Source organism: Massilia sp. UYP11, from assembly GCF_050434805.1.
Taxonomy (GTDB): Bacteria; Pseudomonadota; Gammaproteobacteria; order Burkholderiales; family Burkholderiaceae_D; genus Telluria.
Genome location: NZ_JBNDJE010000004.1, coordinates 99,710 through 115,036 on the forward strand (window position 1 = coordinate 99,710; position 15,327 = coordinate 115,036).

Annotated in this window: 17 protein-coding genes; 10 read left to right on the forward strand and 7 right to left on the reverse strand. The window is 65.4% G+C overall.

From position 1 onward, the window contains the following. Position 1: 1 nt before the first annotated feature. Both aroE and ABIB38_RS09280 read right to left on the reverse strand, forming a co-directional pair. Positions 2–829 carry a shikimate dehydrogenase gene (gene aroE, locus ABIB38_RS09275; RefSeq protein ID WP_429203470.1) on the reverse strand — a complete coding sequence of 276 codons (828 nt, stop codon included), beginning with the start codon at positions 827–829 and terminating at the stop codon, positions 2–4. Then, on the reverse strand, positions 826–1,683 hold the full coding sequence (locus ABIB38_RS09280; RefSeq protein WP_429203703.1) for a TonB C-terminal domain-containing protein: 858 nt from the start codon (positions 1,681–1,683) through the stop codon (positions 826–828). The genes aroE and ABIB38_RS09280 overlap by 4 nt, the downstream gene beginning before the upstream one ends. 336 nt (positions 1,684–2,019) lie before the next feature. On the opposite strand from ABIB38_RS09280, the gene ABIB38_RS09285 reads away from it, so the two are divergent. Together ABIB38_RS09285 and ABIB38_RS09290 are read left to right on the forward strand one after the other, a co-directional pair. Beyond that, positions 2,020–2,196 (forward strand): type II toxin-antitoxin system HicA family toxin, encoded by a 177-nt coding sequence (locus ABIB38_RS09285; protein WP_147933330.1) that lies wholly within the window; start codon positions 2,020–2,022, stop codon positions 2,194–2,196. A gap of 81 nt (positions 2,197–2,277) precedes the next feature. Further along, positions 2,278–2,694: a type II toxin-antitoxin system HicB family antitoxin gene (locus tag ABIB38_RS09290; RefSeq protein ID WP_429203471.1), complete on the forward strand. Its 417-nt coding sequence runs from the start codon at positions 2,278–2,280 to the stop codon at positions 2,692–2,694. 90 nt (positions 2,695–2,784) lie between these two features. Here ABIB38_RS09290 and ABIB38_RS09295 read toward each other — a convergent pair whose 3' ends face one another. Genes ABIB38_RS09295 through mpl form a run of 4 tightly spaced genes read right to left on the reverse strand, consistent with a single transcriptional unit; the run spans position 2,785 to position 7,439 of the window. Next, a complete protein-coding gene (locus ABIB38_RS09295) occupies positions 2,785–4,827 on the reverse strand; it encodes a ribonuclease catalytic domain-containing protein (RefSeq protein WP_429203472.1) in 2,043 nt (680 codons plus the stop codon). Between the two features lie 2 nt (positions 4,828–4,829). Beyond that, positions 4,830–5,420, reverse strand: coding sequence for a chorismate--pyruvate lyase family protein (locus tag ABIB38_RS09300; protein WP_429203473.1), 591 nt, complete (start codon positions 5,418–5,420; stop codon positions 4,830–4,832). 37 nt (positions 5,421–5,457) lie between these two features. Then, positions 5,458–6,060, reverse strand: coding sequence for a YqiA/YcfP family alpha/beta fold hydrolase (locus ABIB38_RS09305; protein ID WP_429203474.1), 603 nt, complete (start codon positions 6,058–6,060; stop codon positions 5,458–5,460). Beyond that, entirely contained in the window at positions 6,057–7,439 is a 1,383-nt protein-coding gene (gene mpl / locus ABIB38_RS09310) for a UDP-N-acetylmuramate:L-alanyl-gamma-D-glutamyl-meso-diaminopimelate ligase (protein ID WP_429203475.1), read from the reverse strand. The genes ABIB38_RS09305 and mpl overlap by 4 nt, the downstream gene beginning before the upstream one ends. 89 nt (positions 7,440–7,528) lie before the next feature. Between mpl and ABIB38_RS09315 the strand changes: the two genes are divergently transcribed. The 8 genes from ABIB38_RS09315 to ABIB38_RS09350 all read left to right on the forward strand — a co-directional run bounded on the left by ABIB38_RS09315 (position 7,529) and on the right by ABIB38_RS09350 (position 14,508). Then, a complete protein-coding gene (locus ABIB38_RS09315) occupies positions 7,529–8,155 on the forward strand; it encodes a hypothetical protein (protein WP_429203476.1) in 627 nt (208 codons plus the stop codon). Between the two features lie 14 nt (positions 8,156–8,169). Beyond that, the gene (locus ABIB38_RS09320; protein WP_429203477.1) at positions 8,170–8,736 is read left to right on the forward strand and encodes a TlpA family protein disulfide reductase; all 567 of its coding nucleotides are present in this window, start codon (positions 8,170–8,172) and stop codon (positions 8,734–8,736) included. Positions 8,737–8,867: 131 nt separating this feature from the next. Then, positions 8,868–9,299: a type II 3-dehydroquinate dehydratase gene (gene aroQ, locus ABIB38_RS09325; RefSeq protein WP_429203478.1), complete on the forward strand. Its 432-nt coding sequence runs from the start codon at positions 8,868–8,870 to the stop codon at positions 9,297–9,299. 95 nt (positions 9,300–9,394) lie between these two features. Further along, positions 9,395–9,853: an acetyl-CoA carboxylase biotin carboxyl carrier protein gene (gene accB / locus ABIB38_RS09330; RefSeq protein ID WP_429203479.1), complete on the forward strand. Its 459-nt coding sequence runs from the start codon at positions 9,395–9,397 to the stop codon at positions 9,851–9,853. A 115-nt stretch (positions 9,854–9,968) separates the two neighbouring features. Next, positions 9,969–11,369 carry an acetyl-CoA carboxylase biotin carboxylase subunit gene (accC, locus tag ABIB38_RS09335; RefSeq protein ID WP_429203480.1) on the forward strand — a complete coding sequence of 467 codons (1,401 nt, stop codon included), beginning with the start codon at positions 9,969–9,971 and terminating at the stop codon, positions 11,367–11,369. Continuing rightward, complete coding sequence (gene prmA / locus ABIB38_RS09340; RefSeq protein ID WP_429203481.1) at positions 11,366–12,316, forward strand: 50S ribosomal protein L11 methyltransferase; 951 nt, start codon at positions 11,366–11,368, stop codon at positions 12,314–12,316. Before accC ends, prmA begins: the two co-directional genes overlap by 4 nt. 6 nt (positions 12,317–12,322) lie before the next feature. Further along, on the forward strand, positions 12,323–13,555 hold the full coding sequence (locus ABIB38_RS09345) for a DUF3426 domain-containing protein (RefSeq protein WP_429203482.1): 1,233 nt from the start codon (positions 12,323–12,325) through the stop codon (positions 13,553–13,555). An 11-nt stretch (positions 13,556–13,566) separates the two neighbouring features. Beyond that, entirely contained in the window at positions 13,567–14,508 is a 942-nt protein-coding gene (locus tag ABIB38_RS09350; RefSeq protein WP_429203483.1) for a carbohydrate kinase family protein, read from the forward strand. Positions 14,509–14,701: 193 nt separating this feature from the next. Here ABIB38_RS09350 and ABIB38_RS09355 read toward each other — a convergent pair whose 3' ends face one another. Then, on the reverse strand, positions 14,702–15,229 hold the full coding sequence (locus ABIB38_RS09355; RefSeq protein WP_429203484.1) for a YggT family protein: 528 nt from the start codon (positions 15,227–15,229) through the stop codon (positions 14,702–14,704). Positions 15,230–15,327: the final 98 nt, after the last annotated feature.

Below are 15,327 nucleotides of genomic sequence, written 5' to 3' on the forward strand. Positions count from 1 at the left end.
GTCAGCCTGCCTGGCGCATCGCGGCCAGCACGGCATTCGTCTCCGGCCGCACGCCGCGCCACAGCAGGAAGGCTTCGGCCGCCTGCTCGACCAGCATGCCCAGGCCGTCGCGCACATCGGCGCCCTGGCGCGCGGCGAATGCCATGAACACGGTCGGCTCCTTCCCGTACATCATGTCCAGCGCCAGCACGCCGGGGCCGAATACCGCCGGCGGCACGGGCGGCACGTCGGCCGCCAGGCTGGCGGAGGTGGCGTTGATGACCACGTCGAAGTGGCCCTGCACGTCGGCGAAGCCGCTCACCGCCAGCCGGTCCGCGTGCGCCGCGAAATCGGCCGCCAGATGCTGCGCGGTCGCCAGCGTGCGGTTGGCGATGACGATCTGGCGCGGGTTTTCCGCCAGGAGCGGCAGCAGCGCGCCGCGCGCGGCGCCGCCGGCGCCCAGCAACAGGATGCGTTTGTCGGCCAGCGGCACGCCGGCATTGCGCACGATGTCGGCCACCAGGCCGGGACCGTCGGTGTTGTCGCCGACGATCTCGCCCTGGTCGAAAACCAGGGTGTTCACGGCGCCGGCGGCGCGGGCGCGCGGCGCCAGCCGGGTCGCCAGCCGCGCCGCCTCGAGCTTGAACGGCAGCGTGACGTTGGCGCCGCGCCAGCCTTCGGCGATCAGGCGCCGCACGGTGGCCTCGAAGCCGTCCAGCGGCGCCAGGCAGCGCTCATAGGTCAGGTCCTGGCCGGTCTGCAGCGCAAAGGCGGCGTGGATCTGCGGGGATTTGCTGTGGGCGATCGGATTGCCGATGACGCAATATCTATCGGTCACAGGGCCGCTCATTGCCTGGCCTCGCCAAGGGTTGCCTGCATCTTGTCCTCACGGGTGAAACGGAAACGGGTGAACACTTCCCACAGGTCGTCCTTGCCCTGGGTGCGCATATTGGCCGGGAAGGCGCCGAACGGGGCCGAGCGGCGCACGATCTCGAGCGCGGCCTTGTCGAGGGCCGGGTTGCCCGAGCTGCGTTCGACGCGTGGGCCGCCATCGCCCAGGTACAGGGTGCCGTCCTGGAACACGGGGATGTAGACCACCAGGTCGCCATACAGCTTGCGCCCCGCCTGCTGCGGGAAATTCAGCGTGCCGACTTCCTCGATGCGCTTTTGCATCGCCTTGTAGTACAGCGCGTAGCCGACCTGGCGCGTACTGGGCGTGATCTGCGTGCGCTTGGGGCGGCGGTTTTCTTCCTCGATGCGCTCGAAGATCTCGGCGCTGGTGCGCGAAATGGCGCGTGCGGTGTCGAGGTTGTCGTTGCCCGTGCGGGTCGGATCGGGCTGTTCGCGCTCGGTGACCGGCGGCGCGGTGAAATTGCCGCCGCTGCGCGCGCGCGTCAGCACGTTCTGTTGCAAGCGCTCGAGTTCGGCGATGCGGCGCTGCAGGGCCTTGATGCTGTCGCCGTCCTCGACCTTGCGCAGGTCGGGCAGCGGCGACTTGGCGCGACCAAGCTCGGCCGTGCCGCCGCCGTCCAGGTTGGCCTGGGCCAGCGCGTCGGCCTTGGCTGGCGCCTTGTCATGCTTGGCATTGACCAGCACCACTTCCAGTCCGGGATCGGCCGGCTGGTGGCGGAACGCCTCCGGCGCGGCGAAGCGCAGCGCCAGCAGCCCTGCGTGGGCTGCCACCGATACGGCCAGGGCGATCATCAGGGGACGATGTTGGAGAAAGGACTTCACGCGCTACGGGTGGCCTGGTGGGGCAATTGAATCAGAGAATTGATCCATTCTACCTCGACGCGAACGGATGAGGGGGGCGAACAATCTGGGGGATGCGGAACGTGGTTGGTTCGACAACGCTTATTGGCGAAATTGATGCGCGTTCTGTTCAAACTCCAGACACATCAACGCTGCAAGTCAGGCAAGCATAGCCGCTGACCGACACTTTTGGGACCGGTATTTTAAACAAATATGTTTAAATTTTTGCTTGCACTCTTAAGCAAATCCGTCTAATTTTGGCATGTCGAAGCACACTGGGGACACGCGGTGAAACAGAGCGAGTTCGTCAGGTGGCTGAAGCTTCAGGGCGCGACGTTCAAGGATGGCACCAACCACTTGAAGGTCTACCTCAACGGACAGCAGACCATCCTGCCGAGGCACCCGAGCAAGGAGCTCAAGACAGGCCTTGTCGAGGGCGTAAAGAAGCAGTTAAAGCTGAAGTAATAGCCCGATTAAATTGCCCGCTCAAGTCTTTGTCACGGAGCACCGTAACTCAGTAAATTAAATGCAAGCCATGGAGTGTGTATGAAATATCCTGCAACCTTTAGCCCGGCCGAAGAAGGCGGATTCGTTATCACGTTTCGAGATATCCCTGAGGCGATTACCCAAGGCGACGATGAGGAGGAATCGCTCAGGGAGGCGCAAGATGCGCTCGTTAGCGCGATGGACTTCTACTTTGAGGATAGCCGGCCCGTGCCCGCGCCTTCGAAAGCACGCAGAGGCGAACGCCTGGTCGCGTTACCATTAAGCGTGTCGGCCAAGGTGCTGCTTCTGAACGCGATGATCGAGCGCCAGGTCGGTCCTTCCCAGTTGGCCCGTCTCATGGGAATTAAGCCTCAGGAAGTGAATCGCATTATCGACCTGGGCCATAATACGAAGATCGATACCGTCGCGAACGCGATGGCCGCGCTCGGACGCGAGCTGGATGTCGTTGCTGTCTAGTGACGGTTAGCGGCGAGATCATCCGATTCGAAATCGGTGCCGATCACCATCACCGCGTCGGCGGCGAACCGCGGGCCGCCGAGGCCGCCCCTACGACGCCGACGCCGGCGCCGGCGCCGGCGCGTCCCCGGTATCAACCGCCGCCACCGCGCCTTCGGCCTCGACCACCTCGGCCACGGCCGCTTCGCCGGTGTCCGCTTCTTCCTCGTCGTCGAGCGCAGCGTCCGGCTCGGCGGCCGCCACTTCGAGCAGGCGCGCTTCGAGCTGCAGGTCGACCTCGTCCCAGCGCACGATGTCGAGCTTGACTTGCGCGCCGCGCGCCACTTGCGGCATGCCGGTCAGGCGCACCACCAGCGGCACGTCGACCAGGCGCACCAGCTCATCCTTGAGCACGACGGCGTCGGCCTGCTTCACCTTCTCTTGCCCCAGCCAGCGCAGGCACCAGTAGCGCTCCATGTTCTGCTGGAAGTCGTTGTACGCCGCATAGGCGGCATCGAATCCCGAGACGATGGAGAACAGGGTCGCGTCGCGGTGCTTGAACGGGGCCACCAGCGGCGCCGTCACGCCGTGCTCGGCGGCGGCCAGGATCTGCCACTGGTTGACCAGGTCGGTATACCGGCGCAGCGGCGAGGTGCTCCAGGCGTACTGGTCCACGCCCAGGCCCTGGTGCGGCGCCGCGTGCGTGACCATGCGCACCTGCATCTTGGCGGCCCAGCCGCCGGCGCCCGGCGTCTGCGAGCGATAGATGCCCGGCACGCCCGAATCGTGCAGCAGCTTGCCCCAGGTGCTGTTGGCGAAGATCATCAGCTCGGCCACGATCTTGTCCAGCGGCGCGCCGCGCTTGCGGCGCACGATCGAGACCACGTCGTCCTCGACGTAGAAATTGAAGTCGACCCGGTTCGCCTGTTCGGGCTTGAGGCCGAAGGCTTCGCGCTTCTTCATGCGGCCCGCTTCCAGCTGCAGCGCCCACTTCCACAGCAGGCCCAGTTCGTCCTTGTGCGGATAGTCGCCCTCGCCGCTCTCCAACGTCTCTTCGTTGACCACGTGATCGAGGTCGTTGTGGCGCAGATTGTTCTTGATCGGCACGCGCTCGGCGCGGGTCGTGGTCGACTTGACGCTCCAGTCGGCAGGGTCGAGCACGGCGTACAGCGACAAGGCCGGGCAATCGCTGCCTTCGGCGAGCGTAAACGCATTGACTACCTCGTCCGGCAGCATGGTGATCTTGTCGCCCGGCATATACACGGTGGACATGCGCGCGCGCGCGATCTTGTCGATCGCGTCGTCCGGGCGGATGCCCAGGCCCGGCGCGGCGATGTGGATGCCGACCTGCACGCTGCCGTCATCCAGGCGCACGACCGAAAACGCGTCGTCGATCTCGGTGGTGGTGACGTCGTCGATCGAGAAGGCGGCGACGGCGGCCAGCGGCAGGCCGCCCGGTGCCTTCGGGACCTCCACGGGCGCGAAACCGGCGCCGCGCGGGAAGTGCTCGAACAGGAAGCGGCCCATGTGCAGCTCTTTCGGCGACTCCAGGCCGCCGACGTCGAGCATCAGGCGCGGCGGGCTGGTCTGCAGTTCGCTGGCCGCCGTCTCGAAGGCCTTGTATTCGATGGTGTTCTTGTCGGGCTTGAACAGCAGCTGGTGCACGATCTGCTGCATCGGCTGCGGCAGCTTGCCCGCCTTCAGTTCATCCACATAGCCGGCCTGCACGATGGCCTGCTGCTTCTTCTTTTCGATGCCGGCCAGCGCCGCCTTCAGCGACTGTTCAGGCGCCGCCTTGTAGCGGCCACGGCCTTTCTTGTGAAAATAGATGGGGGCGCCATGCAGGGCCAGCACCAGGCCGGCGGCTTCGTGCGGCAGCGGCGCGTGGCCGAAATACTCGAGGCCCAGCTCGGCGAAACCGAATTCTTCTTCGCCAGCGACTTCCCACAGGAAATCAAGATCAACCTCCTGAACGATTGCCTTGGCCGCGTCCAGCAACGCTTGCGGCTCGGGCTTGTCGAACTGCAGCAGCACGTCGCGCGTCTTGACCTTGGTGCGTTTGCCGCTCGGCATCTCCACCTGGTAGGCCTCGCCCGCTTGCGACAGGATGGCGCCGACCTTGAAGTCGCCCGATTCCTCGAAAAATACGTTCATAGTTAAGTAGTGTTCTTCATGGTTGCAGCCGCTCCCAGTTCCAGCACCGCGGGCAAGAATACCTCGGTGACCAGGAGCAGGCCTTGACGGCGGCGATAGACGCAGCGCCGCGCGTAATAAATGTGCTTGTCAGCGTCGCCTTGCTTGCCGAGCGCGGCGTGCGCACGGCGCACCAGCGGATGGTCGGCAGACAGACGCGCAAATTCCAGTGGCCCACGCCGCACCAGCGGATCGTAGAACAGCGTGCTGCCCAGCGAGCGCTCACCCAGCGCCGAGAACAGCGGCCAATCGGCGGCATCGCACTCCATCGGCACCACCGTGTGGGCGAATACCACCGGCGCGCCGTCGCACTCGAGCAGCACTTCGCGTTCCCAGACCCGCTGCGCGCGCGCAAGGCCGATCGCCGCGGCTTCATCCATCAGGCATGGCGCGCTGCGCTGGTGCAGGCGGCGCACCCGGAACGCGGCGCTGCTGGACACCAGGCGCGCCGTCAGCGAACCGGGCGTGACCAGCCAGTCGCGCATGCGCTGCGGCGCGCGCAGCGCGCGCGCATGCGGCTGCCACGCAGCCAGGCGCAACGATTTACGCTTCACCGCGCGTCCTTCACTGCGCGCCCTTCACTGCGGCCCTTCACTGCGCCGCGTCCACCGGTTTCAGACCGCAAAACGCCAGCACCTCGTCCACATACTGCGCGAATTCCGGGATCGCATGGTCGCTGCCCTCGATCACGTGCTGGCGCGCTCCCGCATAGTGGGCCACCATGTCGCGGTAGTCCAGCACTTCGTCGCCGGTCGCGGCCAGCAGGAAGTACCGCTCCGGGCGGGTGATCCGCGCCACGCGCAGCGCCTGCAGCTCGCCGACGTACTCCTGGCGGAACTCGAACGGTTCGTCGGAATGCCAGGCGGTGGTCAAGCCGACATGTTGTTCCAGGTTGCGGGTCGGGTCGACCGCGGGATTGACGACGACCGCGCGCACGCCCAGGCGCTCGGCCAGCCAGCATGCATAAAAGCCGCCCAGCGACGAGCCGACGATGGCTAACTGATTGGGCGCATGGCGTTCGGCCAGCGCCAGCGCGAGCTCCATCGCCGCCTTCGGCGACGCCGGCAGCTGCGGGCAGATCAGGCGTTCTCCCATGCCGGCCTGCGCGAGCCGCTCCTGCACCACGCGCGCCTTGAACGAGCGCGGCGAGGAGCGAAAGCCATGCAGGTACAGCAGGTAAGGCGCCTGGCTCATGGCGCCAGCGCGTCCAGCAGTTTCTGGTGCACGCCGCCAAAGCCGCCATTACTCATCACGAGGATGTAGTCGCCCGGCTGCGCTTGCTGCACGATGGCCTGCACCATATAGTCGATCTGGTCGAAGCTGTGCGCGATCTTGCCCAGCGGTGTCAAGGCGTCGGCCAGCGACCAGCCCAGCGCCTGCTGGCTGCCGAAGCCGAACACCAGGTCGGCATCCTTCAGGCTGCCCGGCAGCGCATCCTTCATGGCGCCCAGCTTCATCGTGTTCGAACGCGGCTCGAGCACGGCCAGGATGCGCCCGCCCGTGCCAACGCTTGGTCCAATCCTTTGACGCAGGCCGCCGACCGTGGCAGCGATCGCCGTCGGATGGTGGGCGAAGTCGTCGACCACGGTGATGTTATTGACCACGCCGCGCACTTCCATGCGCCGCTTGACGTTCTGGAAACGCGCCAGCGAGTCGATCGCCTGGGCCACGGGCACGCCGACATGGCGGGCGGCGGCGATCGCGGCCAGCGCGTTCGAGCGGTTATGCTTGCCCGTCAGGTCCCAGTGCACGGTGCCCTGAAGGTCGCCCTTGAACAGGACGTCGAAACTGGCGCCGCCCGGATGCTCGACCATGGTCCAGTCGACGCCGTCGGCCGACCCGAAGCTTTCCTTGTCGCTCCAGCAGCCGCGCTTGAGCACGCGGCCGATCGACGCTTCATCGCCATTCACGACCAGCCGGCCCACGCCCGGCACGGTGCGCACCAGGTGGTGGAACTGGGTCTCGATGGCGCCGATATCGGGGAAGATGTCGGCGTGGTCGTATTCCAGGTTGTTGAGCACCGCGGTCTTGGCGTGGTAGTGCACGAACTTGCTGCGCTTGTCGAAGAAGGCGGTGTCGTATTCGTCGGCTTCGATCACGAAGAAGTCGCTCGGCTGGTCGCCATGCAGGCGCGCCGAGACGCCGAAATTCATCGGCACGCCGCCGATCAGGAAGCCCGGCGCATAGCCCGCGTCTTCCAGGATCCAGGCCAGCATCGAGGTGGTCGTGGTCTTGCCGTGCGTGCCGGCCACGGCCAGCACCCATTTTTCGCGCAAGATGTGTTCGCCGATCCACTGCGGGCCCGAGACGTAGGGCAGGCTGCGGTTCAGGATCTCTTCGATCAGCGGATTGCCGCGCGTCATGACATTACCGATCACATACAGGTCGGGCTGCAGCGCCACCTGTTCCGGACCATAGCCCTGGATCAGCTCGATCCCCTGGGCTTCCAGCTGGGTGCTCATGGGAGGATAGACGTTGGCGTCGCAACCGGTCACGCGGTGGCCCGCTTCCTTGGCCAGGACGGCCAGGCCGCCCATGAAAGTGCCGCAGATGCCGAGGATATGAATGTGCATGGAGAGAATGTCTAACCAGGAATGAATGGACGAATACGCGATTCTACCCGAGCCGCTATCATTTTCCGTTCAAGAGTATGATCCCAGGCATGATGCCGAATCTGAACACCGATCTCCTCCAGTTGCGTAACGAGATCGCGCTGGCCGCTGCGCGCATGATCGCGCAAGACGGCGCCGATCTCGATACCGCTCGCCGCAAGGCCGTCCGCCAGGTGCTGGGCGTCACCCCTTTGAGACCGAACATGCTGCCCGACGACGCGCAAGTCGAGGACGAGGTGCGCAAGTACCTGGCCCTGTTCGGCGGCGCCTTTCATGCCGAGCGCCTGGCGCACCTGCGCGCGACCGCGCTGCAGGTGATGGAAGCCCTGGCCGACTTCCACCCCTATCTCACCGGCGCGGTCCTCAACGGCACCGCCGGCGAGCACGACGACATCCACCTTCAATTGTTCGCCGACAGCGCCAAGGAGGTGCAGATCTACCTGCTCAACCGTAATGTTAATATCGATATTTCGGAAACCCCGCATTTCAAGGGGGGCCGCCATGCGCCGGTCGAGACCGTGACCTTCCCGTGGATGAAGGAGACGGTGCATGCCGAACTGTATGAATACCAGGACCTGCGCGGCGCCCTCAAGCCGCGCGCCGACGGCCGTGCGCAGCGCATCGACATGAGCGGCCTGCGCGCGCTGATCGCGGCGGACGACAGGAATGCCAACTGAGTGGAAACTGACGAATGAACAAGAAACATCTGACCGCGTATGCGGCAGTCGCCGCGCTGTTCGGCGTGATGGGCGCCCTGGTGGCGGTGTACAAGAAGCCGGCGCAAAGCGTGCTGCCTGCCCCGGCCACCGTCGCCCGCGACGGCCAGGTCACCAACCCGGTCACCAACCTGTATGCACAGTCGCTGAACGACCTCGAAGGCAAGTCGCAACCGCTGGCCCAGTGGAAGGGCAAGCCCTTGCTCGTCAATTTCTGGGCCACCTGGTGCGGCCCCTGCGTGCGCGAAATGCCCGAGCTGTCGCACCTGGCCAGCGAGGATGGCGGCAAGCGCTTCAACGTGATCGGCATCGGCATCGATTCGCCTACCAATATGAGTGAATTCGCCGCCAAGATGAATGTCACCTATCCGCTGTACGTGGGCGGCATGGGCGGCACCGAGCTGTCGCGCGGGTTCGGCAATACGAATGGCGGCTTGCCATATACCGTGCTGATCGGCGCCGATGGACAGGTGATCAAGACCTATCTGGGCGAACTGAAGTTCGATGAATTGCGCGCCGACCTCGCCAAACTGGAATCCTGAGCCGACAAATTACGAACGACCGTACGATTGACACTGCTGCTAACTCCGCCTATCGCCCGGCAATTTTACTGCTTGCCAATAGCTGAGCTAGGCGGCACAATGCCTGACTTTCGGGCAACCAGACTCTCACTATGGCGAAAAAGCTACTGCTGCTGAACGGCCCCAACCTCAATTTATTGGGGACGCGGGAACCGGCGGTGTACGGCACGACCACCCTTGCCGACATCGAACAAGCTGCAGTCGCCCAGGCCAGCCAGGCCGGCGCGGCGCTGGAATATTTCCAGAGCAACCATGAAGGAGCGTTGATCGACCGCATCCATGCCGCGCGTGCCGAGGGCGTGGATTGGATCGTCATCAACCCTGGCGGCCTGACCCATACCAGCGTAGCCCTGCGCGATGCGTTCGCCTCGGTGGCCATTCCCTTCGTGGAGGTGCATATTTCAAATATCCACCAACGCGAATCCTTCCGGCACCACTCCTATCTGTCTGGAATCGCGCGCGGCGTGATCTGCGGACTGGGGGCGGACGGATATCGGTTTGCCATCGACTTCGCACTTAAATAGCGTTAATCTACGTCAACTTCATGTAACAGCGGCCGCGCGACCTATTCCTACGCAGCGGCCTGCTCTCTAAAACGAATAATTCCAAGGGGTTTCACATGGATCTACGAAAACTCAAGACCTTGATCGACCTGGTCGCTGAATCGGACATCGCCGAGCTGGAAGTGACCGAAGGCGAAAGCAAGGTTCGCATCGTCAAGTCGTCCGCAATCCCGCAGAACCAGATGGTCATGCTGCCGCATCAGGGCGTGCAGCAATACTCGGCGCCTGCCGCTGCCCCTGCGGCGCCGGCGGCCGCGCCTGCGGTCGCCGCCGAACCGACCGGCCACGTGGTCAAGTCGCCGATGGTCGGCACCTTCTACCGCTCGTCCGCGCCTGGCGCCGCCGCCTTCGTCGAAGTCGGCCAGAGCATCAAGGAAGGCGACACCCTGTGCATCATCGAAGCGATGAAGCTCCTGAACGAAATCGATGCCGACGTCTCCGGCACCGTCACCAAGATTCTCGTCGAAAACGGCCAGCCGGTCGAATTCGGCCAGCCGCTGTTCGTGATCGGCTGATCTGCTTCTCCAAGCCGGCCAGCGCGTACGACGCGCGCCGCCGGCTCACCCATGACGTGTCCGGCGCCGCCTGTCCTTTCAGCCGCGCCGGTTTTCACTGAATACCGGACCTACCATGTTTGAAAAAATCCTCATCGCCAACCGTGGTGAAATCGCGCTGCGTATCCAGCGCGCCTGCCGCGAGCTGGGCATCAAGACGGTCGTCGTCCACTCCGAGGCCGACAAGGACGCCAAGTACGTGAAACTGGCGGACGAATCGGTCTGCATCGGACCGGCGCAATCGACCCTCAGCTATCTGAACATGCCCGCGATCATCAGCGCCGCCGAAGTGACTGACGCCGAGGCGATCCACCCGGGCTACGGCTTCCTGTCCGAGAACGCCGATTTCGCCGAGCGCGTCGAAAAGTCCGGCTTCGTCTTCATCGGCCCGCGTTCCGACTCGATCCGCCTGATGGGCGACAAGGTGTCGGCCAAGCAGGCGATGATCAAGGCCGGCGTGCCGTGCGTGCCGGGATCGGACGGCGCCCTGCCGGACGATCCGAAAGAGATCGTCCAGACCGCGCGCCGCGTCGGCTACCCGGTCATCATCAAGGCCGCCGGCGGCGGCGGCGGCCGCGGCATGCGCGTGGTGCATACCGAAGCGGCGCTGCTCAATGCGGTGCAGATGACCAAGACCGAAGCCGGCACTGCCTTCGGCAATCCGGAAGTCTATATGGAGAAGTTTCTGGAGAATCCGCGTCACGTGGAGATCCAGATCCTGGCCGACGAACACCGGAACGCCGTCTGGCTGGGCGAACGCGACTGCTCGATGCAGCGCCGCCACCAGAAGGTGATCGAGGAAGCACCGGCGCCGGGCATCCCGCGTAAACTCATCGAGAAGATCGGCGACCGCTGCGCCGAAGCCTGCCGCAAGATCGGCTACCGCGGCGCCGGCACCTTCGAATTCCTGTACGAGAACGGCGAGTTCTACTTCATCGAGATGAACACCCGCGTCCAGGTCGAGCACCCGGTCACCGAGATGATCACCGGGATCGACATCGTGCAGGAGCAGATCCGCATCGCCTGCGGCGAGAAGCTGCGCTTCCGCCAGCGCGACATCATGCTGTCGGGTCACTCGATCGAGTGCCGCATCAATGCCGAGGATCCGTTCAAGTTCACCCCGTCGCCAGGCCGCATCACCGGCTGGCACCCGCCGGGCGGTCCTGGCATCCGTGTCGATTCGCACTCATATGCCGGATACTATGTGCCACCTCACTACGACTCGATGATCGGCAAGGTAATTTCATACGGTGCGACCCGGGAGCAAGCGATCCGCCGCATGCAAATCGCGCTCTCCGAAATGGTGGTCGAAGGTATCCTCACCAATATTCCGCTGCATCGCGAACTGATGGTCGACGCCCGTTTCATCGAAGGCGGCACCAATATCCACTACCTGGAGCAGAAACTGGCCGCCAAGCCCGATCTGCCGAAGGAAACGGCGCTCGGCGCCAAATCGGAAGCCAAGGTCAAAGAATGAGCTGGACTGAAGTCGTCATCGAGATCGCCCGCGACCACGCGGAAGCGCTGTCCGACGCCCTGATGGAGGCGGGCGCGCTGTCGGTGTCCGTCGAGGACGCCGACGAAGGCACCGAAGACGAAAAACCCCTGTTCGGGGAGCCGGGCATGGAACCGACCCAGGCCGCATGGGACCACAGCCGCGTCGTGGCCCTGCTGGAGTCCGACGCCGACCAGCTGGCGATCGTCACCGAGGCCGCGCAGGCGGTCAGGCTGGACGTGGTGCCGGCCTTCACCACCCGCAAGGTCGAAGACGCCGACTGGGTGCGCCTGACCCAGTCGCAGTTCGAGCCTATCCACATCGGCAAGAACATCTGGGTCGTGCCGAGCTGGCACGAAGCGCCCGATCCATCCGGCCTGATCCTCGAGCTCGATCCGGGCCTGGCCTTCGGCACCGGCAGCCATCCGACCACCCGCCTGTGCATGGAATGGCTGGAGGCCCATCCGGCGCCGGGCAAGTCGGTGCTGGACTATGGCTGCGGCTCGGGCATCCTGGCGATGGTGGCCAAGAAGCTGGGCGCGCACGACGTCGCCGGCGTCGACATCGATCCGCAGGCGATCGAGTCCGCGCGCGCCAACGCCGAACGCAACGGCGTCGAGATCGACTACTACCTGCCCGACACCTTCGCGCTGTCTGGCAACGAGCGCCATGCGGGCGGCAAGTTCGACGTCGTGGTGGCCAACATCCTGTCGAGCCCACTGAAGCTGATGGCGCCGATGCTGGCCGGCCGCGTGGCCGATGGCGGCAGCCTGGTCCTGTCGGGCGTGCTGGCGCGCCAGGCGGAGGAAGTCGCCGCCGCCTATCTACCCTTCATCAAGCTGGGCGTCTGGGCCGAGCAGGACGGCTGGGTTGCCCTTCACGGGACGCTCGGCCAGGACAGCGCGCCGCCGCCCCGCACCCAAGGCTAGACAGGCATGGCGCTCGCCACCCAATGCCCCCACTGCGGTACGCTGTTCCGCGTCGCCGCGGACCAGCTCAAGCTGCGTGGGGGCATCGTGCGCTGCGGCGCCTGCCAGCAGGTCTTCGACGGCAATGCGGGGCTGGTCGACCTGACCGCCGCGCAGAGCGCCGCTGCTTTATCCCCAGGCGCCACGCAAGACACGTCCGCGACCAACGCTTCGATCGCGCCAGATTCCGGCAAGGATGGCGGCCAGAATACCGGCCAGGACGCCGATCAGCCGATCTACACGCTCGAATTCGACCGCGCGCTGTCGCCGTTCGGCATCCTGCCGCATGCCTTGAACGAACCGGACGCCGAGCAGGACCTGGCGGTCGAGGCCGAGGCCGCACCAGCTCCTGTGGCCGACATCCAGGTGCACGAGGAGCGCGCGGCTGCCCCGCCGCCGGCCGATGGCCGCGATAGCCACGATGGGCCGGCGCCAGCCGCAGAAGCCATGGCGGGCGCCGCCGAACCCGTGGCGCGCCAGCCGGCGCCGGATGCGCCGCCGCTGCTGCTGCGCGAATCGGCCGGCGGCTCGCCGCCGATCGTCTCGCCCGCCGCGGCGCCGCCATCCAGATCCCCGCGCGGGCGCGCCGCCGAAGCCCGTTCGCGCCGTTCCAAGCTGACCCCGACCCGGATCGAAGAGACACCCAAGCTGCGCGTGCCCGAGATCGACGAACCCGAGTTCGTGCGTCGCGGCCGCCAGCGCGAGCAGTCAGGCAAGGCCGTGCGCATCGCGATGATCGCCGGCAGCATCCTGCTGCTGCTGGCGATCGTCCTGCAGGCGATGGTGAGCTTTCGCGACATATTGGCGGCCCGCTATCCCGGCCTGCGCCCGGCCCTGGTCTCGGCCTGCGACCTGTTCGGCTGCCAGGTCGGGCTGCCGGCGCGGCCGGACGCGCTGGTGATCGAAACCGGCGAACTCATTACCCTGGGCGGCAACGCCTATACCTTGAACACCGTGCTGCGTAACGGCGGCGACCTGGCGCTGGCCTGGCCCAGCATCGAGCTGACCCTGAACGATCGCGATGACAAGCCGCTGGTGCGGCGCGTGTTCGGTCCGCGCGACTACGTTCCCCAGCTTGCCGACGCCGAGGGCGGCAACATCACCGGCTTCGGCGCGCGCGCCGAGCAGCCGGTCAAGATCCATTTCAGGCTGGAAGGACTCGAGCCTTCCGGCTACCACATTGCCGTTTTCTACCCCTGAAGGCTGAACCCATGACCAAAACCGCCCTGATCTGCGGCTCGCTCGCATTCGACAAGATCATGCAATACCACGGCCGCTTCGGCGACACCCTGCTGGCCGACCAGCTGCACCGCGTGAATGTGTCGTTCCTGGTGCCGACCCTGCGCACCGAATACGGCGGCTGCTCGGCCAACATCGCCTACAACCTCAGGCTGCTGGGCGGCGAACCGCTGATCATGGGCACCCTGGGCATGGACGGCGGCGACTACCTGAAGCGCATGGAAGAGCAAGGGCTCCAGACCCGCGGCATCCGCACCATCGCCGACGCCTATACCGCGCAATGCTTCGTCACCGCCGACCAGGACAACAACCAGATCAACGCCTTCCACCCGGGCGCCATGCAGTTCTCGCACCAGAACAACGTGGCCGACCAGGGGCCGCTGGCGGTGGCGATCATTTCGCCGGACGGCCGCGACGGCATGATCAAGCATGCGCGCGACTGCGCCGAGCTGAAGGTGCCGTTCATGTTCGATCCGGGCCAGCAGCTGCCGATGTTCTCGGGCGACGAGCTGATCACCTTCATCGGCCAGGCCAGCTACCTGGCGTGCAACGATTATGAATTCGAGATGGTGATGGACCGCACCGGCCTCTCCCAGGCCGACATCGCGGCGCGCCTGGATGCCCTGGTGATCACACGCGGCGCCGAAGGGTCCGACATTCATGCCGGCGGCGAGCACTATCGCATCCCGGCGGTGCAGGCAGCGAACGTGGTCGACCCGACCGGCTGCGGCGACGCCTACCGCGCCGGCCTGCTGTTCGGGATCACCAACGGCCTGGACTGGGCCACCAGCGGCCGCATCGCCAGCCTGCTGGGCGCGATCAAGATCGCATCGGCGGGCGGCCAGAACCACAGCTTCACGCCGCAGGAATTCGACCAGAAATTCGAGGCCGCCTTCGGCTTCAAGTTCCGCTGATTTACCTTGCCCGGTAAGTCGTAGGGTCGGCGGCCGAGCCGCCGACGCGTTGAGTGTTACCGGCGCCGATATCGCGCCGGATGATCTTGTTGCCAACCATCGCCGCGTCGGCGGCCGAGCCGCCAACCCTACGGGATGAAAAAATGGCCTTGCGAATGCAAGGCCATCTTTGTTTCCGGCTCGCTGCGAGCGACTAGAAGCCGAACACCTGCCGCAGGACGAACAGCAGGATCTGGATCAGCACCAGCGCCACCAGCACCGACAGGTCGATGCCGCCGATCGGCGGGACCACGCGCCGGATCGGGCGCAGCACCGGCTGGTTCAGGGCGTGCACGAACGGCGCCAGCGGCGCGTTCGGGTTCACCCAGCTGAAGATCGCTTCGATGATCAGGAGCGCCATGAAACCGTACAGGATCCAGTTCAGGAAGCGGTGCAGCGCATACAGCAGCACCATCTCGCCGCTGCCGCCCTGCAGCAGCACGAACGTGCTGGCCAACAGCACCACCAGGAAGGCGCCGATCAGGCTCGCCCAGTCGTAACCCCGGGTGCCCGGCACCACGCGCCGCAGCGGCATCACCAGCCAGTCGGTGATGGTGTGCACGAACTGGCGGATCTGGTCGGGCAGACGCACGCGGATCGCGTTCGTCCAGAAACGCAGCAGCAGCACCCCACCCAGCAAGCCTGCGATGATATCGACGATAAACTGAAGAATGAACAGCACGGACTCTCCTCAAAAAAAAACCGCTGTGCGAACAATCACACAGCGGCATTGTGCCTGAAGCAGATCCGACTTGCCATGCGCACATGGTGCGCGGCAGG

Coding starts and splice junctions, on each gene's coding strand:
- aroE (WP_429203470.1), bottom strand. CDS start 829: ATGAGCGGCCCTGTGACCGATAGATATTGCGTCATCGGCAATCCGATC.
- ABIB38_RS09280 (WP_429203703.1), bottom strand. CDS start 1,683: ATGATCGCCCTGGCCGTATCGGTGGCAGCCCACGCAGGGCTGCTGGCG.
- ABIB38_RS09290 (WP_429203471.1), top strand. CDS start 2,278: ATGAAATATCCTGCAACCTTTAGCCCGGCCGAAGAAGGCGGATTCGTT.
- ABIB38_RS09295 (WP_429203472.1), bottom strand. CDS start 4,827: ATGAACGTATTTTTCGAGGAATCGGGCGACTTCAAGGTCGGCGCCATC.
- ABIB38_RS09305 (WP_429203474.1), bottom strand. CDS start 6,060: ATGAGCCAGGCGCCTTACCTGCTGTACCTGCATGGCTTTCGCTCCTCG.
- mpl (WP_429203475.1), bottom strand. CDS start 7,439: ATGCACATTCATATCCTCGGCATCTGCGGCACTTTCATGGGCGGCCTG.
- ABIB38_RS09315 (WP_429203476.1), top strand. CDS start 7,529: ATGATGCCGAATCTGAACACCGATCTCCTCCAGTTGCGTAACGAGATC.
- ABIB38_RS09320 (WP_429203477.1), top strand. CDS start 8,170: ATGAACAAGAAACATCTGACCGCGTATGCGGCAGTCGCCGCGCTGTTC.
- aroQ (WP_429203478.1), top strand. CDS start 8,868: ATGGCGAAAAAGCTACTGCTGCTGAACGGCCCCAACCTCAATTTATTG.
- accB (WP_429203479.1), top strand. CDS start 9,395: ATGGATCTACGAAAACTCAAGACCTTGATCGACCTGGTCGCTGAATCG.
- accC (WP_429203480.1), top strand. CDS start 9,969: ATGTTTGAAAAAATCCTCATCGCCAACCGTGGTGAAATCGCGCTGCGT.
- prmA (WP_429203481.1), top strand. CDS start 11,366: ATGAGCTGGACTGAAGTCGTCATCGAGATCGCCCGCGACCACGCGGAA.
- ABIB38_RS09345 (WP_429203482.1), top strand. CDS start 12,323: ATGGCGCTCGCCACCCAATGCCCCCACTGCGGTACGCTGTTCCGCGTC.
- ABIB38_RS09350 (WP_429203483.1), top strand. CDS start 13,567: ATGACCAAAACCGCCCTGATCTGCGGCTCGCTCGCATTCGACAAGATC.